General features: G+C 43.4%; 24 protein-coding genes and 1 tRNA gene. 10 read left to right on the top strand and 15 right to left on the bottom strand.

Features of this window, described 5'->3' with window-relative positions; genetic code table 11:
• The first annotated feature begins 91 nt into the window (after positions 1-91).
• On the top strand, positions 92-1,021 hold the full coding sequence (crtB, locus tag QZ918_RS18385) for a 15-cis-phytoene synthase CrtB (protein ID WP_293337419.1): 930 nt from the start codon (positions 92-94) through the stop codon (positions 1,019-1,021).
• 96 nt (positions 1,022-1,117) lie between these two features.
• Here the strand turns inward: crtB and QZ918_RS18380 are convergent, their stop codons facing one another.
• The 9 genes from QZ918_RS18380 to QZ918_RS18340 form a co-directional block, all read right to left on the bottom strand.
• On the bottom strand, positions 1,118-1,582 hold the full coding sequence (locus QZ918_RS18380; RefSeq protein WP_293337417.1) for an HmpF-related protein: 465 nt from the start codon (positions 1,580-1,582) through the stop codon (positions 1,118-1,120).
• 536 nt (positions 1,583-2,118) lie between these two features.
• The gene (gene ureC, locus QZ918_RS18375) at positions 2,119-3,891 is read right to left on the bottom strand and encodes an urease subunit alpha (protein ID WP_293153151.1); all 1,773 of its coding nucleotides are present in this window, start codon (positions 3,889-3,891) and stop codon (positions 2,119-2,121) included.
• A 136-nt stretch (positions 3,892-4,027) separates the two neighbouring features.
• Positions 4,028-5,158 (bottom strand): glycosyltransferase family 61 protein, encoded by a 1,131-nt coding sequence (locus tag QZ918_RS18370; protein ID WP_293153148.1) that lies wholly within the window; start codon positions 5,156-5,158, stop codon positions 4,028-4,030.
• A 168-nt stretch (positions 5,159-5,326) separates the two neighbouring features.
• Positions 5,327-5,476 carry a hypothetical protein gene (locus tag QZ918_RS18365; RefSeq protein ID WP_293337415.1) on the bottom strand — a complete coding sequence of 50 codons (150 nt, stop codon included), beginning with the start codon at positions 5,474-5,476 and terminating at the stop codon, positions 5,327-5,329.
• A gap of 150 nt (positions 5,477-5,626) precedes the next feature.
• Positions 5,627-5,938, bottom strand: coding sequence for an urease subunit beta (locus QZ918_RS18360; protein ID WP_293153145.1), 312 nt, complete (start codon positions 5,936-5,938; stop codon positions 5,627-5,629).
• Positions 5,939-5,974: 36 nt separating this feature from the next.
• A complete protein-coding gene (ureA, locus tag QZ918_RS18355) occupies positions 5,975-6,277 on the bottom strand; it encodes an urease subunit gamma (protein ID WP_293255018.1) in 303 nt (100 codons plus the stop codon).
• 316 nt (positions 6,278-6,593) lie between these two features.
• Positions 6,594-7,481 (bottom strand): urease accessory protein UreD, encoded by an 888-nt coding sequence (locus QZ918_RS18350; RefSeq protein WP_293153139.1) that lies wholly within the window; start codon positions 7,479-7,481, stop codon positions 6,594-6,596.
• Positions 7,482-7,545: 64 nt separating this feature from the next.
• Positions 7,546-8,871 (bottom strand): photosystem II assembly protein, encoded by a 1,326-nt coding sequence (locus QZ918_RS18345; protein ID WP_293337413.1) that lies wholly within the window; start codon positions 8,869-8,871, stop codon positions 7,546-7,548.
• A complete protein-coding gene (locus tag QZ918_RS18340) occupies positions 8,864-9,787 on the bottom strand; it encodes an SPL family radical SAM protein (protein WP_293337411.1) in 924 nt (307 codons plus the stop codon). Before QZ918_RS18340 ends, QZ918_RS18345 begins: the two co-directional genes overlap by 8 nt.
• Positions 9,788-10,515: 728 nt before the next feature.
• Between QZ918_RS18340 and QZ918_RS18335 the strand changes: the two genes are divergently transcribed.
• Positions 10,516-12,291 (top strand): sensor histidine kinase, encoded by a 1,776-nt coding sequence (locus QZ918_RS18335; RefSeq protein ID WP_293337409.1) that lies wholly within the window; start codon positions 10,516-10,518, stop codon positions 12,289-12,291.
• A 107-nt stretch (positions 12,292-12,398) separates the two neighbouring features.
• On the opposite strand, the gene QZ918_RS18330 is transcribed toward QZ918_RS18335, so the two are convergent.
• Positions 12,399-12,483, bottom strand: a tRNA-Leu gene (locus tag QZ918_RS18330).
• 199 nt (positions 12,484-12,682) lie between these two features.
• On the opposite strand from QZ918_RS18330, the gene ndhL reads away from it, so the two are divergent.
• From ndhL to QZ918_RS18305, 5 genes are all read left to right on the top strand, one after another.
• A complete protein-coding gene (ndhL, locus tag QZ918_RS18325) occupies positions 12,683-12,898 on the top strand; it encodes an NAD(P)H-quinone oxidoreductase subunit L (RefSeq protein ID WP_293153127.1) in 216 nt (71 codons plus the stop codon).
• A complete protein-coding gene (locus QZ918_RS18320; protein WP_293153124.1) occupies positions 12,899-13,204 on the top strand; it encodes a DUF3007 family protein in 306 nt (101 codons plus the stop codon).
• A 354-nt stretch (positions 13,205-13,558) separates the two neighbouring features.
• Complete coding sequence (locus tag QZ918_RS18315) at positions 13,559-13,747, top strand: hypothetical protein (protein ID WP_293337407.1); 189 nt, start codon at positions 13,559-13,561, stop codon at positions 13,745-13,747.
• Positions 13,747-14,544 carry a tryptophan synthase subunit alpha gene (gene trpA, locus QZ918_RS18310; RefSeq protein ID WP_293153118.1) on the top strand — a complete coding sequence of 266 codons (798 nt, stop codon included), beginning with the start codon at positions 13,747-13,749 and terminating at the stop codon, positions 14,542-14,544. Before QZ918_RS18315 ends, trpA begins: the two co-directional genes overlap by 1 nt.
• A gap of 713 nt (positions 14,545-15,257) precedes the next feature.
• Complete coding sequence (locus tag QZ918_RS18305) at positions 15,258-15,962, top strand: DUF6658 family protein (protein ID WP_293337405.1); 705 nt, start codon at positions 15,258-15,260, stop codon at positions 15,960-15,962.
• 693 nt (positions 15,963-16,655) lie between these two features.
• On the opposite strand, the gene QZ918_RS18300 is transcribed toward QZ918_RS18305, so the two are convergent.
• Positions 16,656-18,287: a YcjF family protein gene (locus QZ918_RS18300; protein ID WP_293337403.1), complete on the bottom strand. Its 1,632-nt coding sequence runs from the start codon at positions 18,285-18,287 to the stop codon at positions 16,656-16,658.
• 22 nt (positions 18,288-18,309) lie between these two features.
• Positions 18,310-18,495 carry a hypothetical protein gene (locus tag QZ918_RS18295; protein ID WP_293337401.1) on the bottom strand — a complete coding sequence of 62 codons (186 nt, stop codon included), beginning with the start codon at positions 18,493-18,495 and terminating at the stop codon, positions 18,310-18,312.
• Positions 18,496-18,932: 437 nt separating this feature from the next.
• On the opposite strand from QZ918_RS18295, the gene QZ918_RS18290 reads away from it, so the two are divergent.
• Positions 18,933-19,460, top strand: a complete 528-nt coding sequence (locus tag QZ918_RS18290; RefSeq protein WP_293157714.1) for a DUF937 domain-containing protein — start codon at positions 18,933-18,935, stop codon at positions 19,458-19,460.
• 108 nt (positions 19,461-19,568) lie between these two features.
• On the opposite strand, the gene QZ918_RS18285 is transcribed toward QZ918_RS18290, so the two are convergent.
• From QZ918_RS18285 to QZ918_RS18275, 3 genes are all read right to left on the bottom strand, one after another.
• Positions 19,569-19,979: an Npun_F0494 family protein gene (locus QZ918_RS18285; RefSeq protein WP_293337399.1), complete on the bottom strand. Its 411-nt coding sequence runs from the start codon at positions 19,977-19,979 to the stop codon at positions 19,569-19,571.
• Positions 19,980-20,410: 431 nt separating this feature from the next.
• On the bottom strand, positions 20,411-20,899 hold the full coding sequence (locus QZ918_RS18280; protein ID WP_293337397.1) for a hypothetical protein: 489 nt from the start codon (positions 20,897-20,899) through the stop codon (positions 20,411-20,413).
• A gap of 3 nt (positions 20,900-20,902) precedes the next feature.
• Entirely contained in the window at positions 20,903-22,102 is a 1,200-nt protein-coding gene (locus QZ918_RS18275; protein WP_293337395.1) for an ATP-binding protein, read from the bottom strand.
• A 222-nt stretch (positions 22,103-22,324) separates the two neighbouring features.
• On the opposite strand from QZ918_RS18275, the gene QZ918_RS18270 reads away from it, so the two are divergent.
• On the top strand, positions 22,325-22,765 hold the full coding sequence (locus tag QZ918_RS18270; protein WP_293157736.1) for a peroxiredoxin: 441 nt from the start codon (positions 22,325-22,327) through the stop codon (positions 22,763-22,765).
• 613 nt (positions 22,766-23,378) lie between these two features.
• Positions 23,379-26,033, top strand: coding sequence for a C39 family peptidase (locus QZ918_RS18265; RefSeq protein ID WP_293337393.1), 2,655 nt, complete (start codon positions 23,379-23,381; stop codon positions 26,031-26,033).
• Positions 26,034-26,232 lie beyond the last annotated feature (199 nt).

Genomic DNA, 26,232 nt, shown 5'->3' with positions numbered 1-26,232 from the left:
TTCAGATGCGTAAGTCCTCAAGACGTAAAAGAATCTCCTGTTGTCTCAACGGGGGAATGTCAGTTCTAATCTTTAAATTTCTTATTCTCGGATGCTGCAACTGTCAAAACTCCAGTGCATGAGAACTCTGGCCTCTTTGGATGAATCCTACGAACTGTGCCGCCAAGTCACAGCGAGTTATGCCAAAAATTTTTATTTAGGCACTCAACTCATGCCCGAAGCCAAGCGTCGGGCAATCTGGGCGATTTACGTCTGGTGCCGCCGCACCGACGAACTCGTAGACGGGCCTGGTTCTGAGGCTACGACCCCTGAAACGCTAAATTTGTGGGAAAAACGCCTAGAATCTGTGTTTGCGGGCCATCCCCACGATGATTATGACGTGGCTTTGGTGGATACGCTGTCTCGTTTCCCGATCGACATTCAGCCGTTTCGAGAGATGATTGCGGGCCAGCAAATGGACTTGTACCGCAGTCGCTACGAAACTTTTGAAGAGCTCAATCTTTACTGTTACCGAGTAGCCGGCACTGTCGGGCTGATGTCGATGTCTGTGATGGGCGTAGACGAATCCAACTCCGCTGCTAATTGGAATTGGCACTGGGGGAATAGAATTCCCAAAGAAGAAGCCGTCGCCCTCGGTATAGCCAAGCAGTTGACGAATATTCTGCGCGATGTGGGAGAAGACGCCCGCCGCGGCCGCATTTACATTCCCTTAGAAGACTTAGCGCTGTTTAACTACACTGAGGAAGACTTATTCAACGGTGTAATTGACAACCGCTGGCGGGAATTGATGCGCTTTCAAATTCAGCGAGCTCGCAAATTATACGCCAGCGCCGAACCGGGAATTAAAGTGCTGAGTCCCGATATCCGCTGGACAGTTTGGGCTGCGACAATGCTGTACAGTAAGATCTTAAATGCGATCGAGCGCAATCAGTATGATGTGTTTCAGAAGCGGGCCTACGTTACCAATTCTCAGAAACTGCTGTGTCTCCCCGCCGCTTGGATCAAGTCCAAAGTGCTTTAGCTCAATCATATTCCTTCGATCTTAGTCCGCGTAGGCGGACTTTGTTTGTATAGCCCCGAATTATATTCGGCGGGCTCTAATTTTCAAATTTTGTGTTCAATTGTCTGCCTTCAATTGGGCGATCGTACTTTCGAGCAATTCCTTTTCCTGTTGTAGTTTGGCCTCTAAATTTTGAATTTGTTCGCGGCGGGCTTCAACTTCGATAAAGCGGCGAGACAACTCTTGACTTTGCAAGGTGAGAGATTGCCGCCACCCTTCCGCCTTCTGGGCTTCTTGTTGCAAAAAATCGGGAGTAAAGCCTGTTGTTAAATACTTCTGAACTAATTCTAGCACCCAGTTTGTAGCCGTTTGAATATGCAACAAAATCTTGCTATTTTCGCCAATATCTGCTAATACTAGCATCCCTTCATTTAAAACATTGCGATCGCAATCTGGCGGTAGCGTCAAGACAGCTTCTTGAAAAACCATAGCCCATGTCTCATCAGAATTTTGACAAGCCAGCAATTGCAGACTTATCTCATCTGAAATTTCCTTTTTTTGTATTTGGGCTAAATATAGCATAAGCTTAATTGGTAATTGGTAATTGTAATTGGTAATTCATAATTTGCCGTGTTAGAACAATTTGTTATCTTATTAAACCAAATTTGTAGGGGCGGGTTCACCAACAATTTACGGTAAAAATGAATAATTTCATAAACCCGCCCCCGCGCCACCCACAATACAAATCTACCATCATTTATTGCGAAATGTTCATCTAAATAATCGCGGGGATGGGGCGGGTTTATGAGATTGTTTGTGGATTTCATAGATGGTTGGTGAAGCCGCCCCTACGGGATTTTGGAATTGTTTTGATGAGGCTATTGAAACCAAATTTGTAGGGGCGGGTTCACCAACAATTTACGGTAAAAATGAATAATTTCATAAACCCGCCCCCGCGCCACCCACAATACAAATCTACCATCATTTATTGCGAAATGTTCATGTAAATAATCGCGGGGCTGGGGCGGGTTTATGAGATTGTTTGTGGATTTCATAGATGGTTGGTGAAGCCGCCCCTACGGGATTTTGGAATTGTTTTGATGAGGCTGGACAACCAATCAAAACAGAAAATATCTCTGCGCCATTGGCAAAACAGTTGCCGGTTCGCAAGTCAACAATTGTCCATCCGCCCTCACTTCATAGGTTTCTGGATCGACTTCCACGTGCGGCAAATAATCGTTGAGTTTCATATCTCTTTTACTAATCTGCCGTGTCCCGGAAACTGCTACAGTTGGCTTTTGTAAACCGAGCTGTGCTGCAATGTCTCGATCGCGCGCCACCTGCGAAACAAACGTCAAACAAGTCGCCCCAATTGCCCCCCCAAAGCTGCCAAACATCGGCCGCATATGCACCGGCTGCGGCGTCGGAATGCTCGCATTAGCGTCTCCCATCTGCCCGTAGGCGATCGCACCACCCTTAATTACCAACTCCGGTTTCACCCCAAAAAACGCCGGCCGCCACAAACACAAATCCGCCAACTTACCCTCTTCCACCGAACCCACATACTGACTAATTCCGTGAGTAATCGCCGGATTAATTGTATATTTTGCAATATACCGCTTCGCCCGAAAATTATCATTTCCTCCCTCTATTCCCCCCCCTTGGTAAGGGGGGGTTAGGGGGGGTAAATTCCCCCCTTGGTAAGGGGGGGCTAGGGGGGGTAAATTCCCCCTTTGCACCTTCATCTTATGCGCCGTTTGCCAAGTCCGAATAATCACTTCTCCAACTCTTCCCATGGCCTGAGAATCAGAAGAAATCATACTAAAAGCACCCAAATCGTGCAAAATATCCTCAGCAGCAATAGTTTCCCTTCTAATTCTCGACTCAGCAAAAGCCACATCCTCAGGAATCCCCCGATCCAAATGGTGGCAAACCATCAACATATCTAAATGTTCTTCCAAAGTGTTGACAGTATAAGGGCGAGTCGGATTAGTAGACGAAGGCAAAACATTAGCTTGGCCGCACACTTTAATAATATCCGGTGCGTGTCCGCCGCCAGCACCTTCTGTGTGGTAAGTGTGAATAGCCCGATTTTTAAACGCAGCAATTGTAGCTTCCACAAATCCCGCTTCATTCAGAGTATCTGTGTGAATTGCCACCTGCACGTCGTACTCCTCAGCTACATTCAAACAATTGTCGATCGTTGCTGGCGTAGTTCCCCAATCTTCATGAAGCTTCAAACCCATTGCACCGGCCAAAACTTGCTCGACTAAACCTTGAGGTTGACTGCTATTTCCCTTACCTAAAAATCCCAGATTCACCGGGAAAGCATCGGCGGCTTGCAGCATTCTGTACATATGCCAAGGCCCCGGAGTGCAAGTTGTAGCGTTTGTACCCGTTGCTGGGCCAGTGCCGCCGCCGATCATGGTAGTGACTCCAGAGGCGATCGCCACTTCGATTTGTTGCGGGCAAATAAAATGAATGTGAGTATCAACTCCCCCCGCCGTCAGAATCATTCCCTCACCAGCAATTACTTCCGTTCCGGGCCCGATAATAATATCTATCCTATCTTGAATGTAAGGATTTCCGGCTTTCCCAATTTTAAAAATTTTGCCATCTTTAATCCCAATATCTGCCTTGACAATACCCCACCAATCCAATATCAAGGCATTAGTAATTACCGTATCAACAGCACCATCAGCATTAGAAATAGGCGACTGTCCCATGCCATCGCGAATGACTTTACCGCCGCCAAACTTAACTTCATCCCCGTAGGTTGTGAAATCTTGCTCAACTTCTATGAATAACTCAGTATCAGCTAACCGCACGCGATCGCCCGTTGTCGGCCCGAAGGTTTCCGCGTAAGCGCGACGATCCATTCTGTAACTCATGCTTTCTCCTAATATAAATAATTTTTTAGTTGGCAGTTGAGGCTCGCTTAAATTATACTATGCCCAGAGTTACTCAATCTAAGTTAGCAAATATTTACAATATTTGTGCGATCGCCCCATTTGTCGATTTGTAAATTCATTCCAGCATTTTCTTGACTTCCCTTCTCAAAACCTCCACATCCACCGTCATATCCACGCTAATTAAACTCCAATCTTCCGAATCGTCGCTGTTATCAACCATACGGGAGTATTCTAATCCCAATATCTGGGAAATGTAATAGAAAAACGGCGGCGTGTACCCGCCATAAAAGCATTCCAATACTTTCGTTCCAGGCTGACACCACAACAAATTTGTAAAACCAGCGCCGTGAGGGCCAACAACCACCGCTGCTTCTGCAAACAGGCGAATTTGTTCATCCACAGTGCGCGAGATATCTTCCAAAATTTCAAAATCAAACTCTTTCAACACCTCTCGTACTTGTGCCTCATTTTTAACCTGGCGCCGCCCGCTTCTAGAAAGATACAATTTTCTGTAAGGCTTGACATTTTCCTTAATACAGAATTTATTCCGCAAAAGCTCTATATCGTAAGGACTGGGGAAATACCAATCTTGATTGTTTCCTAATACTAAACTTTCTGCATGATATGCTGTATCTCCAGCCCGAGAGTCGATTAGCGAGCTTTTAGGAATACCGAGTTTTGTCAGAAAATCTAATTCAAAATCTGTATAACGCAAAGGATAACAAATTTTGGCTTCTTGCCAAATTTCCTTACCTAAAGCCTCCTCAATCCTACAAAGTTTTGCCAGTACAAAAATTACATAATCGTAATAACTGCACCACAAATGCGACCAAGGAGCAACTACCAGCGGATACGTAATTTGGTGGGGTTTATAAGGCCATTCCAGAATACCCGCGCCGCTAATCCGAAAATCTAGGTCTAACAGCAATTTGTGATTTAGCAGCGTGTTTCCAGACGTACAAATAGTTAGAGCCTCTACTTGTTTATTCACGGAAATTTTCCACACATAATCCGGGTCAAAAGACACGGTTTTTTCTGTGGTAAAAAACCGAGAAGGTACTCCATTTACTGAAGTTAATGCAGGTATGTTGACAGGTTCGTGCTGCTGTTTGTAAACGATGCTGTTATCTAATAATTTGATGCTGGTACGCCGATCTAACGGGGTTCTCCAGATACGCCTCGACGTTGCAAGCAAACTCTGCTTCAACATCTGTTTGATCTGGTCAACTAATTTTGGATTCATCATGCGCTTTTGCTGTGTATGTTTGCGGTTTTGAATACCAATATCGATCGCAAACTGCCGATTTTAACTCGCTCAAAAGTCTGAGGTTTCACTAACAAAAGAAAGGCATTTATACACTTATGCAGAGAATTTTTTTGACATTGCTTTGTCACTCTCCAGGGGTAGTGCTGTTCAACAGTTGACAGTTGGCAGTTGACAGTTGACCGAAGGAGAGCGACCTCTACCTAGAAGGAAGAGAATTGGAGTAATGAATAGTCTGATTTTAATTTCTCCCGATCGGGGAGAGGCTTTCAACCAATTCTTTCTGGTAAGTGATACCATTTTGATTTTAGCTTTTCCATAGGATGACCGAGCGCGATCCTGGTTGGGATTGCGAGGTTAAAGTTGCATTATTTTAACTGGGATGAGTTTTAAGTTAACAAATTCCCAATTCAACATTCAACACTTGCAAACGATTTTCTGCTTTCATACTTAACCTTCCAGATGACCGTTCACTTTTCCATTAAAGCCGTAGACTTGACGGCTACCCACAAACGGTACTAATTGAATTTCTCTTTCATCTCCCGGCTCAAATCTCACTGCTGTACCTGCGGGGATATCCAACCGCATTCCTTTTGCTTGTTCTCGTTCAAATTCTAAGGCTTCGTTCGCTTCGTAAAAGTGATAGTGAGAACCAACTTGAATGGGCCTGTCACCCGTATTTGCAACCAGCAACCGCACTGTTGGGCGATCGGCATTTAGCTCAATTTCACCGTCTGAAACAATCATTTCTCCCGGAATCATATCTGTCTCCTGCGAGTCTGTGGGTTTAAATATTATTTAACGAATTGGATCGTGCACTGTCACCAACTTAGTTCCGTCGGGAAAAGTCGCCTCAACTTGCACCTCATGCACCATTTCCGGTATGCCTTCCATCACATCTTCCCGCGTCAGGAGAGTTGTACCGTAACTCATTAAATCGGCGACGGTGAGACCATCTCTTGCTCCTTCTAAGATCGCTGCGGAAATGTAGGCTAGGGCTTCTGGATAGTTTAATTTTAAACCTCTTTGTTTGCGACGCTCTGCTAGCAGGGCGGCGGTGAAAATCAGCAGTTTGTCTTTTTCTTGGGGGGTGAGTTGCATTTTTATTCTTTTAAGTGCGATCGCATTATTTATTCAAGTTCAACTATCAGCGGTGGCAAATCATCGGTAATTACATCCCATGACTCAAGATAGTGTTAACATCTGGTTTGTGTCAAGGTGATTTATCCTTTTGTTTTTGGACTTTAGCAAAGAACCGAAAACGACTTTTTGCCGATCGCATATTTCTGACTTAAATCGGCTATATTTGTCATGACGAATGTCAATCGCAAGAATTTGTCTGTCGGGTACTGGGGGCGGGTATTGCATTTGATGTGTTGCAGCGGAAACAGAAACTAGGTGAAACTAAAATAGAATGCTATTTTATCCAAACTCTGGGCAAACAGCAAGGGCGTCCTGAAAAAGACAAGCGCAGCAATTGCCAAATGGCGACAAACCAGTCTCTGGCGGCAGCGGTGGACGAACCGCGATATCGGCACAGCAAACCGTTGGGAATGCGAGTAACGCCGGCAGCAGAATTAACGGCTACAGATCCGGAATAAATTGTATCTTCGCACCGCAAAGCTCGCACTTTTTCCAGCATCTGGGCTGTGACTGGTTCGCCGATCCAAGCGAGGGTAGCAACTACGGGTTTTCCTGCTAAGCCGTGAGCGCTTTCGAGCATTTCGCCCCCACCTTTGAGCCATTGTCTGTCAATCCACAGAGGGCTGTTTTTTTGCCAGATTTCGGTGTGCGATCGCCATTCTCCAGACAAGAACTTTTCGCCCCTAGCACTGCGTCCGAACCGCGTAATTTCCCACAGCAAAATACTGGCTTGCGGTGCTAATTCTACCCGTAAATCTTGTCGGTAAATTGCGCCGTCAAAAACGATGGTTTCCTGGGGAAGCCATTCCAAATGAGCGCCAGTATCTAGTTGAATGTCAATATCTTGTTGCGCTAACTGTCCGCTGCTGCGATAAATTTTACCAGCCGCAGCGGTGGTGATTAAGGCTTTGGCGTTTTCTTGGAGGTGGAAATTGAGCGAAAGGCGATCGCCCCCGACAACTCCCCCAGCCGTGTGCAAAATTACGCTGTGACAAACCTCTTTCCCTTCAGGATAAAACGGACGCTGCACCTTGAGGGGCGCTTGCATTTGATTGTGAATAATTTGAGTGGCGCCGGAGCGGTTTGCGTAGGCTAAATTGAGGCAGCCGTGCCAACCATTTTGAAATTTATTTGTAGGTTTGTCAGTCGAATTTAGAAGCACAGATTTTTCTAATTTAAATTAAAATTGAAACTTATTTGGTCAAGATTTGTGAGACTTGTTTTCTTTATTTAAAATTATTTTTTGCCAATATCACATAGTCGTCAAGTTTATAATTTAAGTCATAATGTAACTTAAAATGCTGGCGAAAAAGCGGACTGATAAATTGCTGGAGAGGTAAACTTTCTCTAGCAAATTTTGCAAAGTTAGGAAGGGATTTCCTGCTATCAGTTGCACTTAAATATTTATACCAAACTAAGTTCAACCCCAGATCGTCAACAAATTGTTTTACTACGCTTAACTCCTGTCCGTCATCATCAATTTGACGAATATTGTAAGGTTTAATCAACTTTTTTTCTTGAATAATTAGCAAAACATAACCAGAATCTGTCAGGCAGTTCGTAAATATATCCTTATAAATTCGATGGGATTTTTCTCTTCTATCCTCATCGTTAAAAAAACAGTGAGAAATTACAATAAACTCAAAAAAGTTTTGAGGAATTTTTTTAGATTGACTTTCACCATCAAAGATACTAGAAGTGTCAAACCGAAAGTAAGCATTGATCGCGTGGGGTTCCATATATTGCCGCCAAAATTGGAGTCCGCGATATTGAAAAGCTTTTTGCTGTTCCAAAGAGTAATAGGATATGTGCATTGGCGGTATTAAACAAAAGTCGTTAATAGTTTGCAGGAACAAACCTAATCCGTAGGCAACTGTCCCCGGCCCTGCGGCAATATCAAGGATATTGACTTTAGTTGGTAATAATCCTGCTTTGTAAATGAGAAACCAAGCTAGATATGCACAATAGACGTTCTCTAGGAAATACCTCATTAAATAGATGTGAGGACTTAGCTCAAAACTGTATTGAGGATCTTGTCCTTCTTTGAGTTTTTGTATATCGTCAATAGCTTGTTGAAGTAAAGAATCAAAATTTGTTTTTTGCCGACTCAAATTATTCAGATCATTTTTGATAAATCCAGCTAAATGTTGTTCAAACTTATCAAATACTTTTTCATAAATCCCTGTGCATTGAATCATGCTGGCATCGCATTCTTTAAGCTTGAAACTTTGTGAAATAACTTCAATAAATTGTGTATCCGGAGTCAATAAGCTTAAGTCATCAATATCTCCGGGAAAGGCATCAATTTTTCCGAACCCCAGTTCCATTTCTAACTCTGCTAAACGCCGATCGCCTTCTTGGAGGCGGTTATTTTTTTGTTGCAGTAATTTTTCAAGCTGTAGCCATTCTTTATATAGTTTCTCCTGCCACGATAATTTTGCCCCTGAATTTTGTATTTCTTTTAACAGTTTTTGGGCAAGTCGATTATTTTGACTCTTAACGGCTTGGTTAAACTTTTGAGAACGCCACCAGTTAGCTACCAAATTATTCATAGCCAAATCCCTCTTTGCCTTCCATGATTTCAACATCCGGGAGCATCGCCTTGAGTTTATTTTTAAACTTGCGATAACTCTGCTGTTCGCTATTGTACCACCAAGCGTACTTTTGTTTAAGAGCTAATGCTTCTGAGCGCGTTGACGCAATTAGCGATCGCTCGTTGCTGGCATGAAAATCTTGAATCACTACCCGATCGACAACTTCTAGCTTGCTAATAAAATTACCTTCATCTTCTGGTAGGGTAGGTAGTAGTGGGGTCACAGTTATAGAAAATCTGACTTCGCAATTTTCTTGATAAGGAAAGCTGTATTTCAGTTTGGCAATAGCTTTAAGTCTTGCAGGAATACTCGGCGATTTTGGTTCAAAATCTTTCCGCACTTTTTCGCTACCAGTTGGAATGCTCATGTTGATTCGCAATCGCTGGAATTGCTGTAAAATATCGATATCTCTAGTTATCATAGGACTGCGAGTTTGGATAACCAGCGTCGGCTGATAGGGAACCATGACTTCTAACAAATGCCGAGTTAGTTGTTCTTTCGATTCAATTGGCTGATACGGATCTGTGACACTACTCATGTAAATTGTCGGTGGGCGATCGGGGTTTTTCTTGTGCCAACGTTCTAACTCTTTCTTAATAATTGCCACTGCATTTTGCTTGATAATTACCCAATTTCCCCAATCATCTCGCATCTGTGAATTCGGGCTGAAAGCAGCAGCATAACAATAGCTGCATCCGTACTGACAGCCCCGATAAGGATTTAGCGTGAAATCGTAAGCACTGATAAATCCAGTAGCTTTGTTAAGCACTGATTGTGCATTTTGTGCATACACTTTGGCATTCCCGAAGTTTTCCCTGAGTGCGAAAGTGTGTTTTTTGCCGACGGAATATCCCTCATACTGAGACTTTACCATGATTACACGTGCTCCACGATTAAAAGAGAAAATGTTTAGGGATGAGAAATGCGATGGTGTTTCGATTTTACTATTTTATAGTACCGAAGTAAAAAAAGTTGCCAAAACAGTGGGGAATTACTCAATTTTATAATAAGTTTTTTGAAGAAACAACTAGCTAACTTTATAAACTGTATTTTAAGGTCGATCGCCAATGTAATGCAAGCTTATGGATTTACTGACAGCGACGATATTTTCGCAAAATTGCTGAAATCCCACCTAGAACTGGCAAAAAAAACCGGAAGAACCCGTAGTTAGAGCTTGTATCCTTAACTAAGTAAGTGAAAATACTGTAGCTTTTTTTATGATTTTTGTAAAGTTGCGTATAATCACATAAATTGTTGATACAGATCACAAACACTTTTGTCTAAGAACAGAGATAATTAAGGCGTTATGGGGTAAATCGCGTCGGCTGGCAGCTCAAATAGCAATTGATCTGGCAAATTCAATAGAAAGATTAGTTTGACATTTTGTACTCAACTAACTGTCAGCCTAGAAAACGAAAAAGTTAAAAATCCGAAAAATTATCGTATCTCCCTATCGTTTTTTTAGGAGTAGAATACGAAGTATTATAATTTTTCAACAAATCTACTGATTAACTGAGAAATACAGGTTTATGCTGTTTCTCGATATTGCAAAAAATTGTGCAGGATGTCAACTACTCCTGATTTGTTTGGGAGGAACTTTCGATGTTATTATTGACCGACACTCAGCCCCAAGATAGCAAAGTAGAGCCAGCAAACTCTGCTCAGAAAAAATTGTTACACCATAGATTTATTAATTTAAACTGGCTAAGGGAACGATTCAACCATTTGCGGATCGGCCAAAAAATCAGCTATGGCTATGCTTTGGCTATCGGCATAGCGATTTTGGGAACGGGTGCGGGCCTGAAAGTGGGAGACTACTTTCGCAAGCAAGCTTTAATTCAGGTAAATGTTGCTCAACAACAACAGCAACTGTTGCAAAATTTGCAAAATAGCATATTTGAAGCCCGATCGCACGCAGCGAGATTCCCGGCAGTTTTGGGAAACACGGTGTGGCTGCAATACGAACACGATCGGTTTGTCCAGCAAATCAATCAGGCGAAAATTCTGATTGCGGAATTACAAGTTTTTGCGATCGAAAATCCCGACTGGCTAGCAAGACAAGAGAAAGATTTGCAGTCAATATTGCCAAGGTATGCGATGGTGATCGATTATTACGATCGGCTAACTAAACTGCAATTAAAAGAAGCCGAAGTGTGGCATTTGGAAGCTAACCGCATCGAGTCGGCACAGCTACAATTGTTGAGAAATCGCAGCGGCGAAGAGGCGATCGTACTAGATACACTTTCCGACCATTTAACCCAATTAATTGCTACCGTAGAAATTCAAAAACTGCAAGGGGTAGAAGCATTAGAAGAAGCTGAAAGTTTGCGAAACCGAATTATTCTCGGGAGTATGGTAATTTCCGGACTCCTCGCCGTGTTACTGGCGGACAAAACGAGCCGCGCCATTGCCCAACCCCTCGAAAGCGTGACTAACGTAGCCCAGCAAGTAGCCCGCGAATCTAATTTTAACCTGCAAGTACCAGTCACAACTGAAGACGAAATCGGAGTTTTAGCGGCTTCTTTCAATGAATTGATTCAGCGAGTTAGCGATTATACACAAGAACTAAAAGAAACTCAATCCCAATTAATTCAGACTGAAAAAATGTCGTCTCTCGGTCAAATGGTGGCAGGGATCGCCCACGAAATCAACAATCCCGTCAACTTCATCGGTGGTAACATTGACCATGCTAATAGATACATCCAAGATTTGGCAGACTTGGTAGCTCTCTATCAAGCATACTATCCCAACCCACCGGATGAAATTAAAGACTGCATCGAAGACATTGAATTGGACTTTCTCAGCAAAGATTTGCCAAAAACGCTTGCTTCGATGAAAATGGGAGCCGATCGCATTCGCGAAATTGTTGTATCCATGCGTAACTTTTCCCGTTTAGACGACGGTTACATGAAACCTGCGGACATTCACGAAGGAATAGACAGCACCCTGATAATTCTCAATCACCGACTCAAACAAGGTATCGAAGTTATTAAAGAATACGCTAATTTGCCTCCGGTTGAGTGCTATGGAGCGCAACTGAATCAAGTATTTATGAACGTACTCGGCAATGCAATTGATGCGCTGGAGGAGCTAAAAAAGGCAGACAGAGCGTTTTCACCAACGATTTGGATCTGCACGGAAGTTACGGCAGATAATGCTATCACTGTCAAGATTCGGGATAATGGGCCGGGAATTACCGCAGCCACTGCCCAACAGATATTTGACCCGTTTTTTACTACAAAGTCGATCGGCAAAGGCACTGGATTGGGATTGGCTATTTCCTATCAAATCGTTGCCAAGCATCAAGGCAAAATTGAGATGAATTCTCAAATAGGAGACGGTACGGAATTTGTGATTACTTTGCCAGTTGCAGCCTAATATTGCACGTGGCGCCGTCGTGTTTGTTTGCTCCCGAAGGCTCGATCGCGGGGACAGCACTCGTTCGCTCCGGAGGGTTCGATCGCGCTTTCTCAACTTAAATTTAATGGGGGTGGAGGGACTTGAACCCACACGACCGTTTCGGGTCAACGGATTTTAAGTCCGTAGCGTCTACCATTCCGCCACACCCCCTTTCGTGAAGCTGCTGCTGTGGTTTTGACCCACTGACAACAACAGCCTTTTATTCTACACGCAAAACCCTAAATAGCGCAACCCCTAATTGAAAAATTCTCAAAAGTCGCGCTGTATCTCCCCAAGCGGTACAATAGTTAACCAGCTAGCTGAGCGTGTCAACCGACTTACCCTGTTATTATTCCCTTAAAGCAAATCTATGTATATTACCTTGCTGCTTTACGCCGTCTTGGGAGGAGCTTACCTCCTGGTAGTACCCGCGGGCACCTACGCTTACCTGAACAGTCGCTGGTACGTGGCCTCCTCTTTTGAGCGTGGCTTCATGTACTTCTTGATGTTCTTCTTTTTCCCTGGTATGTTTCTCCTCGCTCCTTTTTTGAATTTTCGCCCCAAACGGCGGCAGATAGAAGCCTAAATGCGACGTATTGACGTAATTGGAATCAGTCTAGGCTTTTTTGTAGCAGGTGGGTTGGCCTACTTGGTGCTACAATTCGCCGGACTCGACAGCATGAATGCTGGGATTTGGAGTCAGTTATTTTTGATAGCTGGCTTGATTGGCTGGCTGGTGACTTATTTGTTTCGAGCGCTTACTCAAAAGATGACTTACAGTCAGCAACTGCAAGAGTACAAAGAGGCTGTTTTGCAGAAGCGCCTCGATGAACTCACTCCTGAAGAGTTAGCCAAACTTCAAGCCGAAATTGAGCAGGAAAAAGATAGTTAGTCAGTGGTTAGTTGTCAGTTGTCAGTTGTCATACCAATTTTTTATAAGGCTGCTCCCAAATTCGGATCCCCCCTAACCCCCCTTGATAAGGGGGGGACAAGATTCCTATCAAAGTCCCCGCAACGATTCGGGGGATGCGAGGGGGATCGAGATATGTGCAACTTCATATTAAATTGGTATCAGTGGTTAGTTGTTAGTTGTTAGTTGTTAGTTGTTAGTTGTCATATCATGTCCGGTCGAGCGACCTCGATTTTTGTAGGGGCCCGTGAGCCAACAATACCAGCCAATAATTGACAATCTCAAAAACCTGCCCCGACCGGGATATTATGGTTAATCAATCGGACATGATATTAGTTGTTATTAGCTAATACCAACTGCCAAGAATCAACTGCCAACAACCAACTACCAAGAATCAACTGCGAAGAATCAACTGCGAAGAATCAACTGCCAACAACCAACTACCAAGAATCAACTGCGAAGAATCAACTGCGAAGAATCAACTGCGAAGAATCAACCGCCAACAACCAACTGCCAACTGCCTAATGACTATTTCTCATTGTTTTGAAACGTTGCGAAAAAGCAACCAGTGTGGATTAATTCCTTTTATTACTGCTGGCGATCCAGATTTGGAGACAACGGCTAAAGCGCTACAAGTTTTGGATGATAACGGTGCAGATGCGATCGAGCTTGGCGTACCTTATTCCGATCCCCTAGCTGACGGGCCGGTGATTCAAGCTGCTGCTACGAGGGCGCTACAGCGGGGGACGCGGTTAGATTCGGTGCTGGAAATGGTAGCGAGAGTTAGTCCGAATTTGCGATCGCCCATCATTCTTTTCGCATACTACAACCCGATTTTGTACCGAGGTATCGAAACCTTCTTGCAGGAAATCAAAAGTGCTGGAGTTCAGGGATTGCTTGTACCAGACTTGCCCTTAGAAGAAGCTGACAGCCTCATCCAACCTGCCAACAAATTAGGGATTGAACTCACCTTATTAGTTGCTCCCACAAGTCCCAAAAGTCGGATAGAAGCGATCGCTCGCGCGTCTCAAGGATTTATTTACTTAGTCAGCGTGATGGGGGTGACAGGAGTGCGGGAAGGCTTAGATACGCGAGCAAAAGAGTTGCTGCAAGAAATCCGCAGCATCACCGACAAACCCATCGGCGTCGGCTTTGGTATCTCGAAACCCGAACACGCCCGTCAAGTCAAAGAATGGGGTGCAGATGCTGCGATTGTTGGTAGTGCTTTTGTCAAACGCTTGGCCCAAGGAACTCCAGAAGAGGGTTTAGAGGCGATCGGCGAATTCTGCAAGAGTCTAAAAACAGCTATTCAAAATGATTAGTAACTGTGCAGATACTTTCCGCCATTAGACAGATGTGGGCGATCGGCACGTGCGGCGACAATTGCCATTAAAGACCTTGTTGTACTTGAGATCGTACACCCATTTCCTTCTGGTTCCTGACCGGAAGGTTTTTTTAGCTCCCAAAGCGCAAAACAGTTCAACTACAGTATTCCTGTCGCGATCGCCGCTATATGTATAGATGACTTGCGGCGGTAATAGAACTCTTGAACAGTTGACAGTTGTAGGGGTACTGTCCCCGTTATAGCCCTCTTAGTTGACAGTTTGAGAGCAACCTATACCCTTAAGTCAGAGGATTGGAGCAATCAATAGTATGATTTTAATTTCTCCCTTAAAGGGAGAGGCTTTCAACCAATTCTTTTGGGTAAAAAAAGCTTTTTACTATCATTTAGCTGGGAGCATCTCAGTTTTGCATTTGTAGTGCGAGCTCTTAAGATCGCACTGAAAGAAAAATGCTGTTTGAAAAAATGAGATGCTCCCATTTAGCTGCTCTGGCGACTATAACTAAAGCTTTTGTTATTGCTTCTAGTATGACTTAAGGAATGTAACTTCAGATAGATGAAAAACTTCTGTTTGTCTTCGTATATTTAAACAAGTGTTTGAGTGCTTAATGTTTGTAATGGTAGCCACCTATAGAACCACCAGGCATTTAAACATATTCCCAAAAATAAGTCACCATAGAAAGGAGCATTTTTATGAACAGACTAACTGCATTTCTGAAAAAAATTCGAGCTGTACAAATTTTAACAGTGTTTCTCGCCGGCATTTTAGTATTTGTGAGCACTGCCTGCAAGGGATCTGATGTCATAGCCGGAAAAACTGCCGACCAAATTAGAAAAGAAGTGCCTTCAGAGGCTGTAACTTCCGTATACAAAGGCGGCCAGAATCAATACAGCGATGACGATCCCAGAAACCCAATGGTTAAAGGAGTAGAAGCAAAAGCTAAGCTTCTTAAAGAGGAAGCCCAGGGCCGCATCGAAACCAAATCTAGTAGCAATGTGCGTGAAAATATCCGGCGGGTAGCAGATGACGCGCCGAACAAACTCGACCAAATTGGCGAGAAGATGAATGACAATGTTCGTACCGCTCAGCAGAAAGCTGATGAGTTTGGTGACAAAACAAAACAAGGCTTTGCTAATCTTAAGGAAAATACTCGCGAAGGCTTGAAGGGAGCAAAAGGGATTGTTAAAGAAGCCACCGAGGGAGCAAAAGAAAGAGCTGCTGAGGGTACTGAGTCGCTGAGATATAATGTCAGCGAAGGCAAAGAAAATGTCAAAGATGCAGCGCGAAATGTAAAATACAACGCTGAAGATGCCTCGGACAAGGTTCGCGCGAAAGTAAATCGAGATATTGACAGAACTCAACGAGCTGCTGAAAGAGCGGTAGACGCGATCGACTAATTTCAAATAAAGCTGTTTTCCGATATCAAAGCAGCAGTCAGATAGGGGCTAAAACTCCTGTCTGACTTCACATATGCACAGTGAATGACCATAATAATACCATTTATAAAAAATGTTGCTACAATAAAATTGTTGGGTTTGTTTCGTTCACCCAATGTGTAAGGTTCGTCGCTATTAGATTTTCACTCTTTTTTAGAGATTGTCGATGGCTCCACACCCTACATATACTGCAATACGGTTTACTTAACGCTTTTCATGAATTTCATCTGACGATTTTTGGATTATAAAGAGGTGAAGTAGATATTAAGAAGATTTTACCGCAGAGAACACAGAGAACACAGAGAGGGGAGGGATAAAAGGTTTTTTTACGACATCCAAAACCCTCGCAATACTCTTCCCTCTGCGCCCTCTGTGGTTCAAAACTCTTCTCTTGATGGAGTGGATTGTATTTCAATACCGTTTACTTAATGCTTTTGATGAATTTCATCTGACGATTTTCTGGCAATATAGCCATTTTTGGCAAGTCAGATTTTTCTTAAGTCAACTGTATTGACATATACTGTTGCATTAATTTTAAAAATTGGTATAAGATAGGTTTGTAGTGAGGACTTTAGTCAAGCCTAGTGGATGCGGACTAAAGTCCTCACTACGAACCGAACCGTTTTTTATTACTGTCATTGACGGGACATAATATTACCATTCATCGTTTCGCTTGTTGCTGTGGGTTTCCCAATCGTCGCCTGGGTGCTGATACAAGGGTTCGGGTTCCAATTCTGCTGACATTTCTAATTCTGGTTCCGATTCTTCTTGCTGGTAGATGTTTAGAGGTTCGACAACGCGGGCGATCGCGTCTTTGACAAAAGCTTTGACAAATTCGTCTTTCCGATTTAACTGAAACTGCCTTTGCACGACTTCGGCGATGCCGCCGTCACCCCAATCTTGGTCGTGTCGGAAATATTCAATAAAACTTTTCCCGGCAATTCTGGTTAAATAGGCGGCGCTGACTGCTTGAATTGCTTTGCCAAGTACAAATCCGGCTACACTTAACTGCAACGCCCTTGAGACTACTTGAATTACGCCTTCAACTATTCCTAAGCTGGCTAGGGTTTTGGCGAGAGACAGGGCTAGTTCTTTGGCGCGATCGATATTTAATTCGCAGCCGTAAATCTTGGCAATTTCTACTACCATTTGAGCGTTAACTGCTGCTGTCGCTAACAAATCTACAACTGGCAAAGGCGTGACGGCAATTACTCCGGCTCCAATCCACTGAAAGCGCTCTACTACTTTATCAGCAGCGCGCCGTCTTTGAGCGTCAATTAACTTGCGTGCTTGGTCTCCTAAATGCTGAGATTGTAGCAAAATGTTGTCTGCAATTAAGTCTTCGCCTTCGGCTCGCAAAATTGCTGCGATTCGCCGAATTAATGGCATCATATCGGGGTCTGGCTGAAATATTGTCCCGCTTTCTAGTACAACTTTTTGCGGGTTGGCGCTAATGGCAACTACATCCATTGCTGATACTAAACCTTTAACTCGCTGTCGCAGTCGATCGAGAATTTCGTCTCTGTCGCTGTCGGGATAAAGGTCTACTTTATTAAAAACTACGATCGACCTTTTGCCAATTTGGGCCAAAGTCCGCAGCGGTTCATACTCAGATTTGCGTAAATCGCCGTCCAACACAAATAAGATCAAATCAGCCCGGGCCGCCAACTGCCGCGCCAATTCCTCTCTGTAAGTCCCCGCTACTCCCGCTTCCAAGATGCCTGGGGTATCAGTAATTGCTAATTCTCGATCGACTCCTTTCAATTTCAGAGTGTAAGTTTCTCCAACTTCGGTAGTTCCCATCGGTGCCCCCACCTGTCCCGCCATCCGCCCCACCAGGGCATTTACAGCCGAAGTTTTGCCCGCAGAACCGGTACCGAAAACCACGATCCGAACATTGCCGAGGGCCATGCTAGCTTCTATTTCGCGGGCTCTCAACAGCAAAGCTTGCCGTGCTACTTCGTCTTGAATGCGATCGACTTGCTGTCTGATTGCTTTGAGATTTTCCGAAGCAGCTTCGCTTTTGACAACAGGAATCTTCGGATCGATCGCCCGTTTTCCCTTAACTTTTCCCGGACGTTGCAGCAGCCTAAGATAATAAAACAGCGCAAAAATTAGCGTTGCTAAAAGTACAAGGATCAGGAAAATTAGCAAATTAGCCAGTAGCGGAGAAGCAGAGAACGCAACTTGACTGTAAAGCCCAGTTAAGGAACTCACCAGCCCAATAATCAACCCCAGGGTGAGGCAGAAAGCGGCAATTAATGTTAGCAGGCGCGGCAAAGGCATGGGGCAGGGGCAAGTAAAAGGGTTATGTTTTGATTTTTACATTTTCGTCAGAACTCGGAACTGTTGAAGCGCCCGATCGTACTGCTGCGCGCGTAAATTCCGATTCGGCTTGTCCTCCGGGTTCGATGCAGTGTGGGTTTGAGTGCCAGCGGATGCAACTAAAACATGGCGATCGCGCCCGAGGCTGCAATTGTAGCTTAGCAGACAATTTATTGTTCCACTCACCCGCCCGAACGCCTTTGTCGGTTTACTGATACCTACCTACCTATTTATTCGATCGCGAGTTGAACTATATAGTTTTTTAAACAAATATATCTTAAGTACCTAGAAACACGGTTTATTAACGTCATACCAGTTGCCAAAAAGAATGCAACTGATTTGCCAGTTTTCCAAATCCTTACGGAATCAGTCATTCCCAATTTTTCAATCTAACATCTAAAATCGTAATCGTATAAGTGCATCCTAAAATATCCGATAACGGAAACGATAAACTAAGTTGCTCGTGCAGGATAAGAACGAGCGTCCTAATAAAAAAAAAATAGTATGATGAGTGAAAATACCCAATTCAAAACTATTTTCGGTAATCTTGAAAAACAGGCTTTGCTATAATTCAAAGTTGAGCAACCACTGTACGGAGCGAAATTTATGGGACTCTTTGACCAAATTTTGAGCGCGATCGACAATCCCAACCAACAAGCAAGTCCCAATCAGTTGGGCAACATTCTGGGTGCCGTAGAGCAGTTGAGCGGCAACCACGGCGTCGATGCGGGTACGACTCAGCTAGCGATGTCGGTTTTGGGTGGATACGTGCGATCGGCATTGCAAGACGTGCGATCGCAATCTGGAGACGCACAAGCTCAAGAAGTTGTCAACCAATTTAGCGGCACAAACCCCAATGCACAAGCGGTACAGAGTTTGTTTGGAGGCGGCCAACTGACGCAAATAGTGACCGATATCGCCCAAAGAACCGGCTTGAATAACGAGACAGTGCAAGGGATGATCCCTGTTTTACTGCCCTTGGTACTCAATTTGCTGCAAAGCGGCGGCAACGCCCAAAATCCAACCCAGGGCGCAAATCCCGTTTTGAATGCGTTTTTAGATGGAGATGGAGACGGCGACGTAGATATTACTGACGCCATGTCGATGGCTAGCCGCTTTTTGAATCAGGGCTAATTGCCTGAAAATTCGGGGAGAGAAATTGAGGTTTGTAGTGAGGACTTCAGTCCTCATCAAAATCTAATTATGCAGGTGCGCGGCGCGCACCTTACCGCCTTAACGCTCTTACGAAAATAGTCCGAATCCTCGGCTAACTGTATTTCCCAGGCGATCGCACAATGAAGCATCCGGCACTTGATTTCCTTCCCGTTCCCATTTTTCCACGAGTTGGCGGCCCAGCGGCGTGAGGCGAAAACTATCGGTAATCCCTTGTCCATCTACTTCGCGCCGCAACACGCCGACTTGAATCAGCCACAGCAGAGAGTTTTCGGCTGTTAGTTCGGCTACGGGCGATCGGGTGTAGCCGCTTTCGACACCTGCATTTGAGGCGATCGCGCTTAGGAAAACGCTGTTATCGCGGATGGTCTGGAAGAAGTGTAATTGAAAAGGAGCGCACCGGATCGCGCGATCGGCTCTTTTGACAGTGCGACTGGGATAACTAATAGATTTAAAAGCTTCCGATGGGATAAAAGTCATTGAGAGAAACTGGAAATAGGTACTGTATTTTTTATTGTTACAGATTTACAGTCAAAGTGGAGTTATGAAACATCTAGCAAAATTGTGAAATGAGTTCAATTCAATCAGGACTGACTTAAAAAGTGGTTCAACGCACGGCACGAATTATAGTATAAGTGCACTTCGGTACACCTGTATATACAGATCCTACATAAGTCATGCTTGATTTACTCAACCAAGAAACTATCTATCTCACCAATAAAACTTTTGAGTTGTTTGACACAACTAACTAACTCCAAGTACAAAAACTCATAATCTAGATAGTTGATAATTTCTTGAGATATTTTTTCACTTTTGTCATACTTACAACCTATTAACTGATAAATATTATCTAAATCTTGACTGGGATGTGGCCTTTGTTCAACATCAATATTTCTTAAATCTAAGCCTAATTATTGCAGAATAAAATCAGGGTTTAAGCGATTATCTAATTGAGACAAATAATGCCATTCTGCTAAAAACCATGCTTCTACTTCCATAACGGCTAAATTTATAGAAATTGGAATCCCTGTTTTCTGCAAAGGCTTCAAAAATCCTCTGATTCCTCTTTCTGTTTCTCCCTTTCGAGTTAAAGATATTGGGTATAAATCCCTAAGTCCTAAAATTTTTTCATAACCATTCTTCGTTAGACTTTCGTGCTGTTTTCTGATATCAGAAGCTACCTGAGAATCACAGCCGCAATCATATAAAAGGACAAAAAAACGAGCATCCTCGACTATACTCGGTTTAAGTGGTTGAATTGTACGCTTAGTTTTACCGCCTTGAAATTTATAAGTTTCAATAGATATTTTTTTATATCCAGCAATTTCTTGAAATAACTTTTCAACAAAAATCTGTTCTGTTTGTCCTTCCACAAAACAAGCAATTTTCTTTTGTGTCATAATTTATGCTGCCTCTTCATCACCTTCTTTTTGTAACAGCAACTCACTGGTAAACAAGTCAAAGTTATTAAGTCCAATAAACTTAAACTCTTCAATCTTATCGCGTGAATTATAAATATTATGTAATTTTGCACTGCCAGGAGTTCGTTCAATCAATGACCAATACTCTATCGGAACACCATTCATGATAAACTCATCATTGGTAGTCATCACAAGTTGAATTAATCCTGTTTGAGCTTTGTCTATTAGAATTTTAATTATAGAGGAAGAGCGTTGATAATCTAGCCCTTCTCCAATATCATCAATCACAATACAACTAGGTTTACTCGCTAGTAAAGAGTAATTGATTTGAATAAACAATGATAAAGCCCGGAACATTCCTTGCGATATGTCTGATTGTTCTGTGACAAAATTCAAATCTTCTTCTTTGATATATATAAATTCTGGCAGACCTTCACCATCTAGAGTGTTATAAGTGGAAAAATTTCTTTCTATTGCTGATGGTATTTTCGTACCTATCTCTGATAAATTATAACCTATTTCTTTCATGTCACTGATAATTTCTTGGATAAAGATATCCCCAATTTCCTGTTTGCCAACCTGAAAAATACTAACTACCGAGTTATAGCTTTTTAGTTCCATTTTATTGTCTGATAATTTTATCTTAGGGTATGACATCAAAGTCATGAAATTCTTACCTAGTGGTGTTCCAAACTCATAAAATCTTAGGGAGTTAGACCACTGATATAATTTTTCTAAAAAGGGATGCTGAATATAGTCTCTGCGCTTCACTGCTGTAAGTTCTGCTTTAGGAGTTTGAAACTTGATTTTTTGGTTGAGTTCCTTGGCGAAGATAGTACCTTCACCCGATCTATCTCGTTCTAGCAAAAGCGGTTCATTATCCTCACCATACATAATTAGCTTTTCTTGGACGACAAGACCTTTCTCTATTTTTAATATATATTCTGTTTTGGATTCTGGTCGATCGATATCAAAAAATAAATGCCATTCATCGTTTCGCGCATCAAGAGTATCGCCTACTGATAATAGCTGAGATAGTAGATGTATTGCTTTGGCAATTCTGGATTTACCGCTGGCATTTTTGCCGACAATTAAGTTGATTTGACTTAACCGACATTCTTCTACTCGCCATTCATTGGGCAAGCCTTGATTGTATATATATTTAAAAATGTCTAGCTTCATAAAAACGGTTCTATTTTTGGATGTATGAATATTAAAACAACACAGCGACAATCTAACACGCGATCGCCCGCAAGTCAAGGCATAAAATAACCCAGCCGAACTATTTCAAAGCGCGAATTTTCCGTTTCCCACAGTCAACCGCCAACCTTGAATTCAAAATATTGACGCCAGCAGCCCACAATGAATTAAAATACAATCATAAATCTCCAGAAACACAAAACTATGACATTACCAGTTGGGTGCGCGGCTCCTCAATTCACCGCCAAAGACACAAACGGCAAAACCGTCTCCCTCTCCGACTTCACGGGTAAAACCGTCATCTTGTATTTCTACCCCAAAGACGACACCCCCGGCTGCACCAGACAAGCTCAAAGCTTCAAAGCAGCCCATGAAGAATACAAGGGCAAAGATATAGTTGTTCTCGGTGTCAGCCGCGACAACGAAGAATCGCACCAAAAGTTCACGGAGAAGTACGGTTTGCCTTTCCAGCTATTAGCAGATGTTGATGGCGCGATTACCAAAGCCTACGATGTCGAGAAAGGCGATTACGCCAAGCGCGTTACTTTTGTCATCGACGGTACTGGCAAAATTATTCAGGTTTATGAAGGGGAAACTATGAAAGTTGACTCTCACGCTCAAGATATTCTTGTCACCATAGTTTAGCCACCGTCAGTCTAACATTCCTGAATGCACTAAAGCGCTAAAAATCCGGTTTCTTCCGAGATATCTCGTTGCTATACGCAATTTTCTCGTAGAAACCGGATTATTTTTGTAATAATGTTCGTAGTGTGGACTTTAGTCCGCAGTATTTTGCGGACTAAAGTCCACACTACGAACGGTTTTTGTTATGGCAATCGATTTGTTTATAAAAATATTGCGATCGGGTGCGTCGCTATAAAATTGTCGATATGTAGTTGAAATTTTTCGTGGCGACACACCCTACAGCCAAAATCCCTCAATCTAAAATCTGAAATGAGCTAAGTGAGGGGTGAAAGGTATAGGGGGTAATAACCTACTCGATTAAATTTTTGATCGCAAAAATTGCGCCACAAATTCTCTCAACCAGCGGTATATTCTCGTCAGGTGCGCGCTAGCTGGAGTGTTAGATTTCTGGCAAAAATCTCGCCAACAATAAAAAATCAATGGTATAAAACGCATTAACGGCCCCTAGATTCAGTCTTGGAGCGATTTCGTCCGGGATCGGATCGTTGTGTTTGATAAAATGAGAAGTTATCCTTGCTGTAGCTGAATAATTAAGTAGGTAGGCGGATACATAATGACAAGCACTAAGACTATTTTGAGTTACTTAGGCCCACAAGAAGTTGAGGCTAATCGAGCCTCTGTCTTAGTTGGCAGTTTTGATAAAAATCAAGTGGTGGCAATCTCAGCAGCAGAAGGCTCAAATGCCCTGAAGGCCGAGATAAATTTATCGACAGGCATTTGGAACATTAGTTTAGAGAAAGGATTCGATCGCCCTGGTACTCGCACGGTGCAGGTAAAAGCCACTGATAAAACAGGCAAAGTTATCGGCGAACAAACAATTAACATCAAAGTTAATCCTGCTTCTAACACACCCGATCGCTCTTTTACGTTAATTACGCTCCAAGATACCCAATTAAAAGCCGGAACAGTGCCTTCTGGCAGTCTTAACTCTCTGCAAAAAGCGGACATACCAGCAGGTAAAAGTTATCAAATTAGTGACTACGAGTTAGAAGACGGACACCTGAATGTTCAACTAAATAATCCAATTTCTCCGGTGGGAAAATCAGGCTTTTTTGATGAAAAGCACGCAGTCATCACCAAAGGCGCAAAAATCCTGATCTTCGATCGCGCCGATCTACCTAACCCGCAGCCTGGAATGCAGTTGCTGTGGGTGAACAAAAAAACCTGGTTAAAGCGCAACCCCGCAGATTCGACCATTTTAAGCCCGACTCAGAAAGTCCGATTTGACCAGGGAGAAACTTTCAACATCTTCGGCTACGCTTGCGTGGAAAATCATTTTCGAGTCACTCTCGATCGCCCAATTCCCAACTTCGGCAATTCGGGATTTATGTACTCGCAACACGTCCAGATTTTGCAAAACGGCAAGGGGATTGCCTTTGACAGAAATGCAGTTACCATGACTGTTGTCAAGACTACTGCGTTTAAAAAGCTGCCGGTGGATGCTGTCAAGCTGCAACCCCCAGAAAAAATCACTTTACCGGCGGGAATGATTTACGGAATTTCCGGATTCTCGATCGAACAAGGACACATTAAAGTCTCGCTGACTGAAAATTTGCCGCCCTTTGGGAATACGGGTTTTGTTTATCCCGATTTCGTGCAATTTGCCAAAGGTGGCAAATCTTTCAATCCGGCCCCGAATTTAACTTATCAAGGCCCGACAGAAGTTTTGGTCAATCAGGCGATCGCACTTTCAGGCACTTTTGACAAACAAGAAGCAGCAAAAGTTGAGGTAATAGCCGAGGATAAATATCCGCTAACCGTCACACTCAACCAACAAGCAAGCACTTGGCAAGTGAATTTGCCTAAAGGATTTAGCGTACCGGGAGCTCGCTGGCTGAGATTGCGGGCAACTGACAGCAAAGGAAACGTTACCGCCAGCCAAATAATTTATATTACCGTAAGTTCAGATCCGCTGACTGTCGGAAAAGATTTGAGCTTAAAGATAGTTTCCGACACGTGGTTTAAGGTAGCCCCGGTAGATGGTTCCCGCCTCAACAACCAGCAAAAAGTTCTTGTCAAAGCAGGTCAGACTTTGGCCCTTAGCAAGTACGGATTTATTGACGGGCATCTCAAGGTGGTTCTGGATTCGACAATTTCGCCGATCGGCACTTTTGGCTATTTTTACGAACCAGACGTTCAGCTTGCCAAAGGTACAAAAGTCCTGAAATTTGACCTAGCAGACGTACCCAATAGCAACAGTAACGCTCAACTGTTGGTAATTCAAACAACTCTGATTAAAGGTCAACCAAAAGAATCATCAAAACTCCCTGCCAAGCAAATTGCCGAACTAACTTTAGGCAGTAGCTATGCAATCACTGGTTATGCCTGCATCTTGGGTCATTTCAGAGTAACTTTCGCCGAAGCTATTCCCGGTTTTGGCAATGTGGGATTTATCTATTGGCAATCTGTTCAAATCAAGAAAAATGGCAAAGAAGTTCCCTTTGATCCGGATGCTTTGACGATGACAATGCTGCAACCAACTGTGTTTAAAAAACGCCCCGTAGATGCTGCCAAGCTAACGGCTACCGAGAGAACTACGCTGCCTTTAGGTCGAGTTTACGGCGTGGAAAGCTACGGTTTGGAAACGGATCACCTGAAAGTTTCCCTGACTGAAGAATTGCCGAATTTTGGCAATACAGGTTATGTTTTTCCGAGTTTTGTGCAGTTCAAGCGGGGAGATAAAATTTTCGATCCAGTTCCGAACAATGTGGAATTGAACGTGCCGTATTTTTCACAGCGGGACAATCCGCGTTTTGACTGGTCTACTTGCAATGTAACTGCGATCGCGATGATATTGTATTATTACGGCGTTCGTTCTAAGTATGGGGGACAGTTGGAGGATGAGTTGTTGCAGTGGTGTTTCGACTATGCCGGCCAGGGTTCTCAAACCGATCACAACGTGCTTTCGGCGCTGATTAAGGCTTACGGATTTAAGACGAGTTTTGACACGACTCGGAAATGGGCTGATGTGCGATCGGAATTGCTGAACCGGCGGCCGATCGTTTTGGCGGGTGATTTTACGGCGGCCGGTCACATTATCACCTTAATTGGCTACAATTCTGAGGGTTATATCGTGCAAGATCCTTGGGGAGATGCACTCACGGGTTACAGAGATACTGAGGGAAGAAAGTTGATGTATCCGTATGGCTATATCAATCAAGTTGCGGGGCCAGATGGCAATATTTGGGCGCATTTTATCTCGCGATAAGGTTTTTAGGAACGGGCCGGAGAACCCGCCCGTTCAATAGGTACGTAGTTGCGCTTCAGCGCTCTTAGGTACGTAGTTGCGCTTCAGCGCTCTTAGCATTGAGGTATGTAGTTGCGCTTCAGCGCTCTTAGCATTGAGGTATGTAGTTGCGCTTCAGCGCTCTTAGCATTGAGGTATGTAGTTGCGCTTCAGCGCTCTT

Source organism: Microcoleus sp. CAWBG58, assembly GCF_020883045.1.
Classification (GTDB): Bacteria; Cyanobacteriota; Cyanobacteriia; order Cyanobacteriales; family Microcoleaceae; genus Microcoleus.
This window is presented reverse-complemented; position numbering and strand designations above follow the sequence as displayed.